Origin of the sequence: Methyloversatilis sp. (assembly GCF_965284615.1) — a bacterium.
Classification (GTDB): domain Bacteria; phylum Pseudomonadota; class Gammaproteobacteria; order Burkholderiales; family Rhodocyclaceae; genus Methyloversatilis.
This window is the reverse complement of the sequence record NZ_OZ260098.1, coordinates 1,110,287-1,125,301: the sequence shown is the minus strand read 5'-3', so window position 1 is coordinate 1,125,301 and position 15,015 is coordinate 1,110,287. Positions and strand designations below refer to the sequence as shown.

The following is a 15,015-nucleotide window of genomic DNA, read 5'->3' as shown; positions in this document are numbered from 1 at the left end:
CAATGAACCGCTACCCGCTCTGGAAAAACGCGCTGGTGATCGTGGCGCTGCTGCTCGGGCTGATCTACACGCTGCCCAACTTCTACGGCGAAGCCCCGGCCGTGCAGGTGTTGACGGCGCGCACCGGCGTCACCATCGACGCTGAACTGATGTCGCAGGTCGAAAACACGCTCAAGCAGGCGTCCATCGCCCACACCGGCCTGACGCTGGACAACAGCGGCGTGCGCGTGCGCCTGGCCGATACCGACACCCAGCTGAAGACGCGTGACGTGCTCGAAAAGGCACTGAACCCCGACGCCAACGACGCACGCTACGTCGTGGCGCTGAACCTGCTGTCGAAATCGCCGACCTGGCTGCGCTCATTCGGCGCGCTGCCGATGTACCTCGGCCTCGATCTGCGCGGCGGCGTGCACTTCCTGCTGCAGGTCAACATGAAGGGCGCACTGACCAAGCGCGTCGATTCGATGGCCTCGGACCTGCGCACCCAGCTGCGCGAAAAGAACATCCGTCACGGCGGCATCAACCGCGAAGGCGACACGCTCGCGCTGCGTTTCCGCGACGCTGCTGGCCGCGACGCCGCCCGCGGCACGGTCGAGAGCGTGCTGCCCGACATGGCCTGGACGACGAGCGAATCCGGCGCCGACTTCGTGCTGACCGGCCGCATGAAGGAAATCGCCGAGAAGGACATCCGCGAGTCGGCGATCAAGCAGAACATCCTGACGCTGCAGAAGCGGGTGAACGAACTGGGCGTGGCCGAACCCATCATCCAGCAGCAGGGCGCGGACCGCATCGTCGTCCAGCTGCCGGGCGTGCAGGACGTGGCCAAGGCCAAGGACCTGATCGGCCGCACCGCAACGCTGGAGGTGCGCCTGGTCGACCAGGAAGCGATGCTCAGCGGGAACATGGATGGGCTGGAGGTCTATCCCGAGCGCGCACGCAATGGCATCGTGACCCAGGTACCGGTGAAGAAGCAGGTCATCCTGACCGGTGAGCGCTTCGAAACCGCGCAGTCGTCCTTCGACGACGCCAACCGCCCGGCCGTCGCAGTGAAGCTCGATTCGACCGGCGGCCGCATCATGCGCACAGTCACGCGCGAGAACCTGAAGAAGATGATGGCCATCCTGCTGTTCGAAAAGGGCCGCGGCGAGGCCATTTCGGTGGCGACCATCCAGGGCGAGTTCGGTGACCGCTTCCAGATCACCGGCCAGTTCAGCCCGCAGGAAACGAATACGCTGGCCATCCTGATCCGCTCCGGCGCGCTGGCCGCACCGATGGACATCATCGAGGAGCGCGTGATCGGCCCCTCGCTTGGCGCCGAGAACATCGACAAGGGCTTCCACTCGACGCTGTGGGGCTTCATTGCCATCGCCGCGTTCATGATCGTCTACTACATGGTGTTCGGTTTCATCTCGTCCGCGGCGCTGGCCGCCAACCTGCTGTTCCTGATCGCGCTGCTTTCGCTGCTGCAGGCCACGCTGACGCTGCCCGGCATCGCCGCCATCGCGCTGACGCTGGGTATGGCCATCGACGCCAACGTGCTGATCAACGAGCGTATCCGCGAGGAACTGCGCATCGGGGTCAGTCCGCAGGCGGCGATCACCGCCGGCTACGAACGCGCCTGGGCGACCATCCTCGACTCCAACGTGACGACCATGATCGCGGGCCTGGCGCTGCTCATCTTCGGCTCCGGGCCGGTGCGCGGCTTCGCCGTCGTGCATTGCCTCGGCATCCTGACCTCGATGTTCAGTGCCGTGGTGGTGTCGCGCGCACTGGTAAACATGGTCTATGGCCGTGCCCGCAAGCTCGAAAAGCTGTCGATCGGCACCGTCTGGAAACCGGGCGCAGGCGCCTGAACCGCACACAAGGAAAGCTGAACAGCCATGGAATTCTTCCGTATCCGGCGCGACATCCCCTTCATGCGCCACGCGCTGGTGTTCAACGTCATTTCGCTGGTGACCTTCCTGCTCGCGGTGTTCTTCCTCGCCACGCGCGGCCTGCATCTGTCGGTTGAGTTCACCGGCGGCACGCTGATGGAAGTCGCCTACAGCGAGGCAGCCGATCTGAATGCGGTGCGCAAGTCGCTGACCGACAGCGGCTTCAGCGACCCGCAGGTACAGAACTTCGGCACCGCACGCGACGTGCTGATCCGCCTGCCGCTGGTCAAGGACAGCGACTCGGCCAAGGTGAGCCAGCAGGTGATGGCCACGCTGTCGGCCGGCGAGGGCGCGAAGCCCGAACTGCGCCGCGTCGAGTACGTCGGTCCTCAGGTCGGCAAGGAACTGGCCGCCGACGGCTCGCTGGCGCTAATGCTGGTGATCATCGGCATCGTGATCTACCTGGCCATGCGCTTCGAGTGGCGCTTCGCAGTGTCGGCCATCATCGCCAATCTGCACGACGTGGTCATCATCCTCGGCTTCTTCGCCGCCTTCCAGTGGGAATTCTCGCTACCGGTGCTGGCGGCGGTGCTGGCCGTGCTGGGCTATTCGGTGAACGAATCGGTGGTGGTGTTCGACCGCGTGCGCGAAGTGTTCCGCAACGCACGCAAGCGTACGATGAGCGTGCCCGAAGTGCTGGACCACGCGATCACCAGCACGATTTCGCGCACCATCATCACCCACGGTTCGACGCAGATGATGGTGCTGTCGATGCTGCTGTTCGGTGGCGAGGCGCTGCACTACTTCGCGGTCGCGCTGACCATCGGCATCTGCTTCGGCATCTACTCGTCGGTGCTGGTCGCCTGCCCGCTGGTCATGTGGCTGGGCGTCAAGCGCGAGCAACTGGCGAAACCGGTCAAGCAGAAGCAGGAAGCTGTGGTCTGAGAACCGACCCTGCGCCCAAAAAGAAACCCGGCCGCGGCCGGGTTTCTTTTTGTCTATCGGCTGCGATCAGGGCTGGGCGAACACCTGCTTCACGCGCAAGGTCTGGCCGCTGTCGATCAGCGCGATCAGGCGGTCGATGTTCGGGTGCTTGCCCGGATTGGCCCGCGCATCAACGGTGTGCTCGGCGTAGATGTCCAGCGCCTGCTTCGCCGCATCGGGCGTGATCGCACCGTGAAGCTGGGCGAGGTGGTTGTAGACCGCCAGCGAGCCGGCCTGGCCGGGCTTGTTCTCGATGGTGGCGACCACGTCGCCGGCCGCGTCCAGAAGCTGCAGCGCCGACAGGTGCGACACGCCGGGCAGCGTCTTCAGGGTTTCAGCAAAACTCATCTTCGTTTCTCCGCAATCAATCAGATGGCACGGGCCAGACGGGCCGCATCGCCGATATAGCTCGCCGGCGTCATCGCCAGCAGACGGTCGCGCTCGGCCTGCGGCAGGTCGAGCTTGGCGATGAAGGCCTGCAGGCCTTCGCGCGTGATGCCGCGGCCGCGCGTCAGTTCCTTCAGCTGTTCGTACGGATTGGGGATGCCGTAGCGGCGCATGACGGTCTGCACCGGCTCGGCCAGCACTTCCCAGCAGGCATCGAGGTCGGCTGCCAGCGCCGCCGGTTCGGCCAGCAGCTTGCCCAAACCACGCGACAGAGAATCCAGCGCCAGCACGCTGTAGCCAAAGGCCACGCCCATATTGCGCAGCACGGTCGAGTCGGTCAGGTCGCGCTGCATGCGCGACACCGGCAGCTTTTCCGACAGGTGGCGCAGCACCGCGTTGGCGAGGCCCAGATTGCCCTCGGCGTTCTCGAAGTCGATCGGGTTCACCTTGTGCGGCATGGTTGAACTGCCGATCTCGCCCTCCTTCAACTTCTGCTTGAAGTAGCCGAGCGAGATGTACATCCAGAAGTCGCGCGCCGCGTCGAGCAGGATGGTGTTGGCGCGGCCCATCGCGTCGAACAGCTCGGCCATCGCGTCGTGCGGCTCGATCTGGATCGTGTAGGGGTTGAATTCGAGACCGAAGGATTCGATGAATTCGCGGTTGAACTGCGACCAGTTGACATCCGGGTAGGCGGACAAGTGGGCGTTGTAGTTGCCGACGGCGCCATTGAACTTGGCAGTCAGGCTGACGGCGGCGATGCGCGCGCGGGCGCGCATCAGGCGTGCGGCGATATTGGCCATCTCCTTGCCCAGCGTGGTCGGGCTGGCCGGCTGACCGTGCGTGCGCGACAGCATCGGAACGTCGGCCAGTTCGTGCGCCATGCCGCGCAGGCGTTCGATCACGGCGTCGAGCGCAGGCAGCAGCACCTCGGTGCGCGCTTCGTTCAGCATCAGCGCGTGCGACACGTTGTTGATGTCTTCTGAGGTACAGGCGAAGTGGATGAATTCGGACACGCCGGTCACTTCCGCGTTCTTCGCCAGACGTTCCTTCAGCCAGTACTCCATCGCCTTCACGTCGTGATTGGTGCGCGCCTCGATGGTCTTGATCGCGGCGGCGTCATCGACGCTGAAATCGCGGATGACCGCAGCGAGCTCGTCCAGCGTGGCCTGCGAGAATGCCTTCACCTCGGCGATCTGCGGACTGGCGGCCAGCGCGCACAGCCAGGCGATTTCGACGCGGACGCGGTTGCGGATCAGGCCGTACTCGCTGAAATGGCCGCGCAGCGGGTCGAGCTTGGCAGCGTAGCGGCCGTCCAGCGGCGACAGCGCGGAAAGGGTGTGGGCACTCATGAGGAAACCTGCGGAAAGAAGGGAAAGGGATTGCACGGCGCACACGCGTCGTGCAACGCAGCACGAATTTTATCATGTGCTTACGGTGGCTCCGGCGTGGCCACCGTAAGCGGGACGCTATAATTCCGGCGTCGTCAAACGGTGCTGTCCATGAAACTCGTCGGTTCCCTCACCAGCCCCTACGTGCGCAAGACGCGTGTCGTGCTCGCCGAAAAGAAGATCGATTGCGAATTCGTGATCGACTCGCCCTGGGTGGACAACAGCGGCGTGCCCGATCTGAACCCGCTGGGCAAGATTCCTGTGCTGCTGCTCGATGACGACACCCGCCTGTTCGATTCGCGCGTGATCGTCGAATACCTCGACGGTGTGGCGCCGAACAACAAGCTGCTGCCGTCAACCGCGCGCGAACGCGCGCTGGTCAAGCGCTGGGAGGCACTGGCCGACGGCATGACCGACGCCGCGGTGACCATCGTGCTCGAGCGCCGCCGCCCGGACGACGAACGCAGCGCAGGCTGGATCGCCCGCCACCGCGTCAAGATCGACCGCGCGCTGGTCGCACTGGCGGAAGACCTCGGCGACGGGGCCTGGTGCCACGGAAACGGCATTACGCTGGCCGACATCGCGGTCGGTTGTGCGCTCGGCTACCTCGATTTCCGCATGCCTGAGCTGGACTGGCGTGCCGCCCATCCCAATCTCGCCCGCCTGCAGGAAAAACTGATGCAGCGCCCCTCGCTGGCCGATACGGTGCCGCACGAGTAAGCAACGACGGTCCGGCGCGCCGCGCGGCCGGACCTCGAAGGCGGCGTTCAGGCTGCAGGCGTGGCCCCGGTGATGATGCCGCCGCCCAGGCACACCTTGCTCTCATAAACCACGACGCTCTGCCCCGGCGTCACCGCCCACTGCGGCTCGGCGAACACGATTTCACAGCGTTCGGCATCCACCGCGTCGATGCTGCACGGCGCGTCCGGCTGGCGGTAGCGCGTCTTCGCCGCATACACCCAGTGCGTGTGCGGCGGGCGGCCCGACACCCAGGAAAGGTCGCTCGCCACCAGGCTGCCCGACAGCAGGGCCGGGTGGTCGTGGCCGCGCACGACGTAGAGCACGTTCTTGTCCATGTCCTTGCGCGCCGAGTACCAGGCCTCGTGCTCGCCGGCGTCGTCCGCCATGCCCTTCAGGCCGCCGATACCCAGGCCCTTGCGCTGGCCGATGGTGTGATACATCAGGCCGTCGTGCCGGCCCAGCACGCGGTCGCTGTCGAGGTCGCGGATCTCGCCCGGCGTGACCGGCAGATAGCGCTGCAGGAATTCGCGGAACGGCCGCTCGCCGACGAAACAGATGCCGGTCGAATCCTTCTTCGCTGCATTCGCCAACCCGGCATCGGCGGCGATGCGGCGCACGTCGCGCTTGTACAGGTGACCGACCGGAAACATCGTGCGCGACAGCTGCGCCTGATTCAGCCGGTGCAGGAAATAGCTCTGGTCCTTGGTGCCGTCTTCGCCCTTCAGCAGCTGAAAGCTGCCCTCGAACTCGCGTACCTGCGCGTAGTGGCCGGTCGCGATGCGGGTCGCACCCAGCTGCATCGCGTGGTCGAGAAAGGCGGTGAACTTGATCTCGGCATTGCACAGCACGTCCGGATTCGGCGTGCGGCCGGCCTGGTACTCACGCAGGAAGCTGGCGAACACGCGGTCCTTGTACTCGGCCGAGAAGTTGACGACCTCCAGTTCCATGCCGATCACATCGGCGGCCGATACGGCATCGATCAGGTCCTGCCGGGTCGAACAGTAGTCGTCGGTGTCGTCGTCTTCCCAGTTCTTCATGAACAGGCCGACCACCTTGTAGCCGGCCTGCTTCAGCAGCAGCGCCGATACCGACGAATCGACGCCGCCGGACATGCCGACGACGACGGTTTCGCCATTTCCGGGTGCAATACCCGCCAGTGCCTCATTCATCCGGGTAGCCCCCATCCTTCCATTCTTCGATATCCATCACGACCGCCGGTTCGGCATGGTCGCGAAACCAGGTGTTGACGGCCCAGCGGCCGCCACCGTCGTTCTGTTCAATTGTCGCGCTGAAGTGCTGCATGATGAGCCAGCTGCGTCGCCGCTCGATGCCGGCTGCACGGTGGAAGCGCAGCGCGCCCGCCGCCTGCAGCGCTTCCAGCATGCGCTCCGTGGTTTGCGCATGATCGATGCAGTCCATGCGTCCGTAAGCACCGTCGTCGAGGAAATCGCCTGCGCGGTCAACGTGGATGGGCGACTGTTCGCCGGCCCAGCGGTACATGCGGGCGACGGCGTCCTGCAGCCGCAGACGCTCTTCCGCCGCATCGGCCGCCAGCATAAGTTCGTTGCGCAGCGACCGCATGTGCGCCTCACTGTAGAGGACGGTCTGCGTCGTCAGGCAGCTGTAGTTGAAGCAAACGTCGAGGGCGGTCGCGTGATCGGCGCGTGCGACCGTCACGCTCAGCAGCAGCGTCAGCAGACAAGCGGCACGGTGCATCAGGAAAAGTGCCGCACGACCGTCAGCGGCAGGCGGACGCCGGCCAGCCAGTCCTGCACACAGGCCCACACCAGCGGACTGCGGTGCCGGGCGCGGCTGGCTTCGATTTCGGCCGGCGTCATCCAGATCGCGCGGACGATGCCGTCGTCCAGCGCGCGGCCGGCGATCTGCTCACCGGCGTCACCGCTAAAGGCAAAGCGCAGGTAGGTCACCTCACCGTCCGGCCGCCGCCACTGGTACACGCCGACCAGTTCGCGCGGCACGAAGGGGTGTGCGGTTTCCTCGATGGCCTCGCGTGCGCAGGCATCCACCAGCGATTCGCCCTCTTCGAGATGGCCGGCAGGCTGGTTCAGCATGAGTCCGCCGGACGTGTGCTCTTCCACCATCAGGAAGCGGCCGCGGTCTTCCATCAGCGCAGCCACGGTGACGTTGGGTTTCCAGATACGTTCGCTCATGCGGTGATTTTAACGCGGCGGCTACGCCAGGACCGCCGCCGAACGGCCGGCTTCGGCTAAAATCATTGGTTTACCGCAATCTCTGGAGTGTTTCCCATGTCGATGGCCGACCGCGACGGTTTTATCTGGTACGACGGCAAGATGGTGCCCTGGCGCGAGGCCACCACGCACGTACTGACGCATTCACTGCATTACGGTCTGGCGGTCTTCGAAGGGGTACGCGCCTACAACACGGAAATCGGCACCGCCATCTTCCGTCTCAAGGAACACACCGACCGGCTGTTCAATTCGGCGCACATCTACATGATGAAGATGCCCTACAGCCGCGAAGAACTGATGGAAGCGCAGCTCGAAGTGGTGCGCGCCAACAAGCTGGAGTCCTGCTACATCCGCCCGATCGCCTTCTTCGGCTCGGAAAAGATGGGCATTTCGACCCGCGGCGCCTCGGTGCACGTGTCGATCGCAGCCTGGCCCTGGGGTGCCTACCTCGGTGAGGATGGTCTGAAGCGCGGCATCCGCGTGAAAACCTCGTCCTACTCGCGCCACCACGTCAACGTGTCGATGTGCCGCGCCAAGTATTCCGGTACCTACGCGAATTCCATCCTCGCCAACATGGAAGCGACCGAACACGGCTACGACGAAGCGCTGCTGCTTGACGTCGATGGTTTCGTCGCCGAGGGTGCGGGCGAGAATCTGTTCGTGATCAAGGACAACAAGATCTACGAACCGGAAATCGCGTCGGCGCTGGTCGGCATCACGCGCGCGTCGGTGATCGAGATCGCCGCCGAACTGGGTTACCAGGTGGTGTCGAAGCGCCTGACCCGCGACGACATCTACACCGCCGACGAAGCTTTCTTCACCGGCACCGCCGCCGAGGTGACGCCGATCCGCGAACTGGACGGCCGCATCATCGGCGCTGGCAGCCGCGGCCCGGTCACCGAGAAGATCCAGGCCCGCTTCTTCGACGTGGTGAACGGCCGTGCGCCGGAGTACCACCGCTGGCTCACCAGGATCTGAACCGGTGCGCGGCCGACGGCCGCGCACCTTTCCCGTTCCGGGGCGCCTGCGCGCCCTCTCTCCGTCCGGAGCACACTGAAATGACCCAAGCCGGTAACGATTCCAGCCGCGACCACGCACGCGAAATCGAAGTCAGCGCGAACGACCTTCCGCTGCATTGCCCGCTGCCCGGCGCACCGCTGTGGGCGCGCCACCCGCGCGTCTTCCTCGACGTGACCAAGACCGGGCAGGCCGCCTGTCCGTACTGCGGCACCCGCTACAGCTATCACGGTCCGGCGATCGCCGGCCACTGAGCGGCGCGCGGATGGAAGTCCAGCGCAAGACCTTCTTCGCCTCGGCCCAGGAGGCGGAAACCGCCTTCTACGACGCACGCAACCGCGGCGACATCGAAGGCATGATGGCCGTGTGGGCCGACGAGGATGACATCGTGTGCATCCTCGCCGGCTGCCAGCGCGCCAGCGGCTACGAAGCGGTGCGCGAAGCGTGGCGGCGCAGCTTTGCCGCTGCGCACGCCGATGTGCGCATCGGTAATGCGCTGGTCATCCAGGGCGCGCTGCAGGCCATCCACAGCGTGCAGGAAACGGTCACCGTGGCGGGCGAGCGCCAGCCGCGGCCGCTGCTGGCGGTGACCAATGTGTACGCGCGCGGGCCGCTCGGCTGGCATATGGTGCTGCACCACGCTTCGCCGCTGCCGGCCGCGCACGACGTCGGCGACGCGCCGAAGATCCTTCACTGACACGCGCGCCCGGCGTGACCGCCCCGCCACCCTTCCGTCCCGCATCGTGGCTGCCCGGCGGCCACGCACAGACCATCTGGCCGCGCTTCATTCCGCAGGCCATGCCGACGCTCGTACGCGAACGCCTCGATACGCCGGACGGCGATTTCGTCAACATCGACTGGCTGCCACGGCAGGCCACCCAGCCGCTGGTGCTTCTGTTTCACGGGCTCGAAGGCAGTTCCGGCAGTCATTACGCGAAGGCGCTCATGCATGCGCTGGCCGCGCGCGGCTGGAACGGCGCGGTCGTCCATGCGCGCGGCTGTTCGGGCGAGCCGAACCGACTGCTGCGCGCCTACCACTCAGGCGACAGCGCCGAACTCGACTGGCTGCTCCCGCGTGTCGTTCCGCGCAACGAGGGCCGACCGGTGTACGCCGTCGGCGTGTCGCTGGGCGGCAACGTGCTGTGCAAATGGCTGGGTGAGCAGGGGCAGGCGGCCTCGAAGTGGCTCACCGCCGCCGCCTCCGTCTGCGCACCGGTCAACCTGGGCGCTGCTGGCCGAGCGCTGGACGAGGGCTTCAACCGCGTCTACACGCAGTATTTCCTGCGCACGATGAAACCGCGCGCGCTGCTCAAGGCGCAGCGTTTCCCCGGCCTGCTGGACGAGGCAGCGATCGCCGCCTGCAATTCGATCCGCGCCTTCGACGACGCGGTCACTTCGCAGATCCACGGTTTCCGTGACGCCGACGACTACTGGACGCGCTGTGCATCACGCCCGCTGCTGAAGGCGGTGCGCACGCCGCTGCTGCTGCTGCAGGCGCTTAACGACCCGATGGTACCGGCCTGGTCGCTGGCGGGTCGCGACCAGCTTTCCTCCGACATCAGACCCGAATACACCGCGCAGGGCGGCCACGTCGGCTATGTCAGCGGCGCCCCGAAAGGGCGACTCGACTGGCTGCCACAGCGCGTGCTGCACTTTTTCGAGCGCGGCGACTGACCCGCATCAGGCTGCGCCTGCAACCATGCTCAGCGCGACAGCCTCGGCCACCTCGATCCCATCGACCGCCGCCGACAGGATGCCACCGGCGTAGCCCGCACCCTCGCCCGCCGGAAAAAGGCCACGCGTATTCAGACTTTGGTAGCTGACTGGATCGCGTTTGATGCGTATCGGTGACGAGGTGCGCGTCTCGACACCGGTCAGTACGGCGTCGTGCCGGCCGAAGCCTTTGATCTGTCGATCGAAGGCCGGGAAGGCCTCGCGCATTGCGGTGATCGCGTATTCCGGCAGCGCGCTGGCCAGGCTGCCCAAAGTAACGCCCGGCTTGTAGCTCGGCTCCACCTCGCCCAGCGTCTTGGACGGGCGACCGGCGACGAAATCGCCCACCAGCTGACCGGGCGCGTTGTAGTCGCCGCCACCCAGTTCGAAGGCGCGCGATTCCAGCGCGCGCTGCAGGTCAATGCCGGCCAGCGGATGACCGGGGTAGTCCTGTTCCGGCGAAATGCCGACCACGATGCCGGCGTTCGCGTTGCGCTCGTTGCGCGAATACTGGCTCATGCCATTGGTCACCACGCGGCCCTCTTCCGAGGTCGCGGCCACCACCGTGCCGCCCGGGCACATGCAGAAGCTATAGACCGAGCGGCCGTTCTTTGCGTGATGCACCAGCTTGTAGTCGGCGGCGCCCAGTACCGGATGACCGGCGAAGTCGCCGAAGCGCGCGCGGTCGATCAGGCTCTGCGGATGTTCGACCCGGAAGCCGACCGAAAAGGGTTTCGCTTCGATGTACACGCCGCGATCGTGCAGCATGCGGAAGGTGTCGCGCGCGCTGTGGCCGATGGCCAGCACCACTTGGCCGGTGGCGATTTCCGTGCCATCGGCCAGTTTCACGCCACGCACCGCGCCATCCTCGATCACGATGTCCTCGACCCGCGCCTGGAAGCGGATCTCGCCGCCCAGCGACTCGATCTCGGCACGGATCTTCTCGACCATGCCGACCAGCCGGAAGGTGCCGACGTGCGGCTTGCTCACGTACAGGATCTCTTCCGGCGCGCCGGCCTTGACGAACTCGTTCAGCACCTTGCGGCCGTAGTGCTTCGGATCCTTGATCTGGCTGTACAGCTTGCCGTCGGAAAAAGTACCGGCCCCGCCCTCGCCGAACTGCACGTTCGATTCCGGGTCGAGTACCCGCTTGCGCCACAGGCCCCAGGTGTCCTGGGTGCGCTCGCGCACCGCCTTGCCCCGCTCCAGCACGATGGGGCGGAAACCCATCTGCGCCAGCACCAGCGCCGCCATGAAGCCGCACGGCCCCATGCCGATCACGACAGGACGTTCCGCCAGCCCGTCAGGCGCGCGAGCGACGAACCGGTACGCGGTGTCCGGCGTCGGCTGCAGGTGCGGCGACGGCTTCTGCGCCTTCATCACCGCGGCTTCATCACGCAGCTCGACGTCCAGTGTGTAGATCAGGTGGATGGCGGAACGACGGCGCGCGTCGTAGCCACGGCGGAACACATGGACGGCGAGCAGGTCAGCGTCGGGAATGTTCAGCCGCTCCAGCACGGCGGCGCGCAACGCCGCCTCCGGGTGGTCCAGAGGGAGTTTGATTTCGGTCAGTCTGAGCATCGAGGCAGGGCCTTGTCTATAAGCCAGCCCGTGAGTGTACCCGTTCGCCGTGGCAGTCCGGAAACCGCCTGTCGTCTTCAGCCGGTGAGTCTCCCGTCGCGCAGACCGCGCGCGCACTCACGCAGCTCGATGCGCAGCGCCTGCAGCCGCTCGCCGATGAGCCGGGCGGCCGTCATGGCTTCGGCCTTGCCGCACATGAACACATCCACCGCCGCATAGCCGTGTTCCGGCCAGGTGTGGATGCTGATGTGCGATTCGGCCAGCAGCAGCACGCCGGTCACGCCGAGACCGGGGCCAAAAGGGTGGAAATGGCCGCCGAGGACATGAGCGCCGGCCGCACGGGCCGCCTCATCGAGCACCCCCTCGATCCGCGCGAGGTCGGAAAGCAGATCAGGCTCGACGCCATGCAGGTCGAGCAGCACGTGCAGGCCGATCGGTGGCACGCTCATTTGTGACCCGACCCCCAGGACGAGCCGGACCCTGAACCGGACGAATAGGAGCGCGAGCGACCGCCGTCATCGTCGTCACCATTGATGGCCAGACTGATGACCAGCAGAACCATCGCATAAAGACCGAATGCCAGGCGCCCCATGGTTCAGCCTTCTCCCTCGTCGCCGGATTGCGTCGGTATCCATAGCAGGAACACGAGAACACCGGTCACCATCATTGCATCGACGTTGAAGGGCAGCATGTAGCGCAGGTTCATCACCACGATGAGCACCGTGAACACCCAGGCGACCGGTCGCAGCGCCGCCTTGCCGCCGCCGGATGGCGCGACCTCGGCCGCGCGTCGGCCGCGCGCGATCGTGGCGAGCTTGCGGCCGGCCCAGCTGGCCACGGTATCGGTCTCCACGGGCTTGGCCTGCGACCAGCCCATTTCATGCGCGCCCCGTTCCAGATTGAGCACCCACTTTCCGCTCACGTATTCGCCAATCTCGGTGCGATCACCGACGCGCGCAAACCACGGAAAGGCCCCCACCACCGCCCGTACTTCCGCGCGATAGAGGTAACGGCGGGTGTAACGCAGGCCGCGCAATTCGACCGAGGTGTCGGTGAAGGACTCCGGCCAGTCGTCCAGCACCTGTGCCTGCTGCCAGCCCTCCTGCGTTTCGATCAGCCACTGGAAACCGTGCATCGGCGCAAACAGCAGGTATTCGTACCAGTCGGGTTCAGCGGCGTCGTCGGGCACGCCGCTGCGCATCCACCCCATCAGCCGCCAAGCGACACCGTCGATGGTGAGTGTTTCGCCTGCCTGCAGCGTGGCACCCACCGCTGTGACGTCGGCCACCTCCCGCTGCACCACTTCGGCCTGCCCGGCCGCCAGTGAAATCTGCGAGCGGCAGGACGGACAGGTCAGGTGCTGGGTCGCGCCGGGCACCACCGCCGCCGGCGCGCCGCACACCGGACAGATGAGCGTCGATACGCCGCCATGCAGCCGGCCGGCCCGCGACACCACCGCGTCCGGGTCACGCAGGTGCTGCGCACGAAGTGCGGACAGCGTGACCGCCTTGCCGCGATACGCGACCGGCGGCAGATCGGAATAGTCCAGCGTCAGGAATTCGTCGCGATGGCGGTAATCGATGACGCGCGCCACCCAGCGCGCATCGACCGGAAAGGGCAGCTCACCCTCGGCGGCCACGCATTCGGCCTTGCGGATATCCGCCGCGTGCCAGAACACGCCACCGTGCGACCAGCGGTTGCCGGGCTCGACCTTGTCGAACAGCGGCGGACCGACCGCATCGCCATCCGGCCGGGTCAGCACGAACTGCCCGCCGAAATCACCCAGCCAGCCGCTGCTGCCGTCGTCGAACAGCAGATGCCACTCGTTCCACACGCCATGCTCGTAGCGCAGCTGGATGCGGCCGACGACGGTGAAACCCTGACCGGCGTGCTGGCCGCTGGTCATGATCTGCACCGGCGAGTGGTCCTCGATCAGCGCCGCCTGCTTGCCGATGTCGCGCACGGCGTCGGCGTCGCGCAGCAGCGTCGTGCGGCAGTAGCCGCACACCGCCATGCGCGAGGCAGCCGAGCGGAATTCGACCGGCGCCCCGCAGCCGGGGCAGGCCGCCTGATACATCGCCACGCGGAAACTCAGCCGCCGGTGATCTGCTTGATCACTTCGGCCTTGGCCGTGTCGTAGTCGGCCTGGGTGATGAGCCCGCCGTCGAGCAGCGACTTCAGCTTGCCGAGCCGCACTTCGGGCGCGTCGGCTGCCGGTGCAGCCGGCGCCGGCGCCGGCGTCGCAGCGCCGGCCTGCGCGCTGCGCATCGCCTCGGTCATCACCTGCCCCATCGAGAGGCCCGCGCCCAGACTGGCGCCGATGCCCGCCAGCCCACCCTCGTTCTGCGCCGCCAGCGGAATCGCATTGGCGGTCTGATACTGCGTGTAGGTGGCCATATTGCCGACCATGCCCATCGAAATGCGGGTGTCGAGCGCCTTCTGCAGTTCTTCCGGCAGAGAGATGCTCTCCACCGCGAAGTTGTCGATCGCCACGCCGTAGCGCTCGAACACCGGCGCCATCGCCGTTTTCATCGCGTCCGACATGACGCCCAGATTGGCCGCCATATCGAGGAAGGGCGCGGCGGAATTGCCGAGCGTGCTGCTCATGGTCGATACGACCAGATTGCGCAGCTGCATTTCGAGGTCTTCGACCGTGTAGGTATCACGCGTACCGCTGATCTCGGTGAAGAACTTCTTCGGGTCGGCCAGCTTGTACGAATACATGCCGAAGGCGCGCAGCCGCACCATGCCGAAATCCTTGTCGCGCACCGTGACCGGTTGCGGCGTGCCCCATTTGCGGCCGAGCTGCAGGCGCGTGCTGAAGAAGTAGACGTCGCTCTTGAAGGGCGACTGGAACAGCTTGTCCCAGTTCTGCAGGTAGGTGAGGATGGGCAGCGTGTTCGTGTTCAGCGTATGCAGGCCGGGACCGAACACGTCAGCCACCTTGCCTTCATTGACGAACACCGCCATCTGCGACTCGCGCACCGTGAGCTTCGCGCCGTACTGGATTTCGAAGTCCTGCATCGGGTAGCGCCAGGCCAGCACGCCATCGCCGTCCTCGTTCCACTGCAGTACGTCGATGAACTGTTTCTTGATGAAATCCCCGATACCCATCGTCAA

Annotated in this window: 16 protein-coding genes; 7 read left to right on the top strand and 9 right to left on the bottom strand. The window is 66.0% G+C overall.

What is annotated here, in order from left to right; translation table 11 throughout:
- Window positions 1–2 precede the first annotated feature (2 nt).
- Both secD and secF read left to right on the top strand, forming a co-directional pair.
- Entirely contained in the window at window positions 3–1,853 is a 1,851-nt protein-coding gene (gene secD, locus ACQ66H_RS05470; RefSeq protein WP_430433137.1) for a protein translocase subunit SecD, read from the top strand.
- Between the two features lie 27 nt (window positions 1,854–1,880).
- Complete coding sequence (secF, locus tag ACQ66H_RS05465; protein ID WP_304003768.1) at window positions 1,881–2,819, top strand: protein translocase subunit SecF; 939 nt, start codon at window positions 1,881–1,883, stop codon at window positions 2,817–2,819.
- Between the two features lie 66 nt (window positions 2,820–2,885).
- Here secF and ACQ66H_RS05460 read toward each other — a convergent pair whose 3' ends face one another.
- On the bottom strand, window positions 2,886–3,206 hold the full coding sequence (locus ACQ66H_RS05460; protein WP_430433136.1) for a DUF2322 family protein: 321 nt from the start codon (window positions 3,204–3,206) through the stop codon (window positions 2,886–2,888).
- 20 nt (window positions 3,207–3,226) lie between these two features.
- On the bottom strand, window positions 3,227–4,594 hold the full coding sequence (gene purB, locus ACQ66H_RS05455; protein WP_430433135.1) for an adenylosuccinate lyase: 1,368 nt from the start codon (window positions 4,592–4,594) through the stop codon (window positions 3,227–3,229).
- Between the two features lie 150 nt (window positions 4,595–4,744).
- On the opposite strand from purB, the gene ACQ66H_RS05450 reads away from it, so the two are divergent.
- A complete protein-coding gene (locus tag ACQ66H_RS05450) occupies window positions 4,745–5,353 on the top strand; it encodes a glutathione S-transferase (RefSeq protein WP_430433134.1) in 609 nt (202 codons plus the stop codon).
- Between the two features lie 47 nt (window positions 5,354–5,400).
- Here ACQ66H_RS05450 and mnmA read toward each other — a convergent pair whose 3' ends face one another.
- The 3 genes from mnmA to ACQ66H_RS05435 are packed head-to-tail and all read right to left on the bottom strand — an operon-like array spanning window position 5,401 to window position 7,545.
- On the bottom strand, window positions 5,401–6,543 hold the full coding sequence (gene mnmA, locus ACQ66H_RS05445) for a tRNA 2-thiouridine(34) synthase MnmA (RefSeq protein ID WP_430433133.1): 1,143 nt from the start codon (window positions 6,541–6,543) through the stop codon (window positions 5,401–5,403).
- A complete protein-coding gene (locus ACQ66H_RS05440) occupies window positions 6,536–7,090 on the bottom strand; it encodes a hypothetical protein (protein ID WP_430433132.1) in 555 nt (184 codons plus the stop codon). Before ACQ66H_RS05440 ends, mnmA begins: the two co-directional genes overlap by 8 nt.
- A complete protein-coding gene (locus ACQ66H_RS05435; protein ID WP_430433131.1) occupies window positions 7,090–7,545 on the bottom strand; it encodes an NUDIX hydrolase in 456 nt (151 codons plus the stop codon). The genes ACQ66H_RS05440 and ACQ66H_RS05435 overlap by 1 nt, the downstream gene beginning before the upstream one ends.
- Before the next feature lie 96 nt (window positions 7,546–7,641).
- On the opposite strand from ACQ66H_RS05435, the gene ACQ66H_RS05430 reads away from it, so the two are divergent.
- The 4 genes from ACQ66H_RS05430 to ACQ66H_RS05415 all read left to right on the top strand — a co-directional run bounded on the left by ACQ66H_RS05430 (window position 7,642) and on the right by ACQ66H_RS05415 (window position 10,275).
- On the top strand, window positions 7,642–8,562 hold the full coding sequence (locus tag ACQ66H_RS05430) for a branched-chain amino acid transaminase (RefSeq protein WP_019919273.1): 921 nt from the start codon (window positions 7,642–7,644) through the stop codon (window positions 8,560–8,562).
- Window positions 8,563–8,642: 80 nt separating this feature from the next.
- Window positions 8,643–8,855 carry a zinc-finger domain-containing protein gene (locus tag ACQ66H_RS05425; protein ID WP_018228380.1) on the top strand — a complete coding sequence of 71 codons (213 nt, stop codon included), beginning with the start codon at window positions 8,643–8,645 and terminating at the stop codon, window positions 8,853–8,855.
- 11 nt (window positions 8,856–8,866) lie between these two features.
- Window positions 8,867–9,298, top strand: a complete 432-nt coding sequence (locus ACQ66H_RS05420) for a YybH family protein (protein ID WP_019919274.1) — start codon at window positions 8,867–8,869, stop codon at window positions 9,296–9,298.
- 14 nt (window positions 9,299–9,312) lie between these two features.
- Window positions 9,313–10,275, top strand: a complete 963-nt coding sequence (locus tag ACQ66H_RS05415) for a hydrolase (protein WP_430433130.1) — start codon at window positions 9,313–9,315, stop codon at window positions 10,273–10,275.
- A gap of 6 nt (window positions 10,276–10,281) precedes the next feature.
- On the opposite strand, the gene ACQ66H_RS05410 is transcribed toward ACQ66H_RS05415, so the two are convergent.
- The 4 genes from ACQ66H_RS05410 to ACQ66H_RS05395 form a co-directional block, all read right to left on the bottom strand.
- Window positions 10,282–11,895, bottom strand: a complete 1,614-nt coding sequence (locus ACQ66H_RS05410) for an NAD(P)/FAD-dependent oxidoreductase (protein ID WP_430433128.1) — start codon at window positions 11,893–11,895, stop codon at window positions 10,282–10,284.
- A gap of 77 nt (window positions 11,896–11,972) precedes the next feature.
- Window positions 11,973–12,344 (bottom strand): adenosylmethionine decarboxylase, encoded by a 372-nt coding sequence (gene speD / locus ACQ66H_RS05405; protein ID WP_430433127.1) that lies wholly within the window; start codon window positions 12,342–12,344, stop codon window positions 11,973–11,975.
- A gap of 146 nt (window positions 12,345–12,490) precedes the next feature.
- Window positions 12,491–13,972 (bottom strand): DUF4178 domain-containing protein, encoded by a 1,482-nt coding sequence (locus ACQ66H_RS05400; protein WP_430435597.1) that lies wholly within the window; start codon window positions 13,970–13,972, stop codon window positions 12,491–12,493.
- A 14-nt stretch (window positions 13,973–13,986) separates the two neighbouring features.
- A complete protein-coding gene (locus tag ACQ66H_RS05395; RefSeq protein ID WP_430433126.1) occupies window positions 13,987–15,009 on the bottom strand; it encodes an SPFH domain-containing protein in 1,023 nt (340 codons plus the stop codon).
- Between the last annotated feature and the right edge of the window lie 6 nt (window positions 15,010–15,015).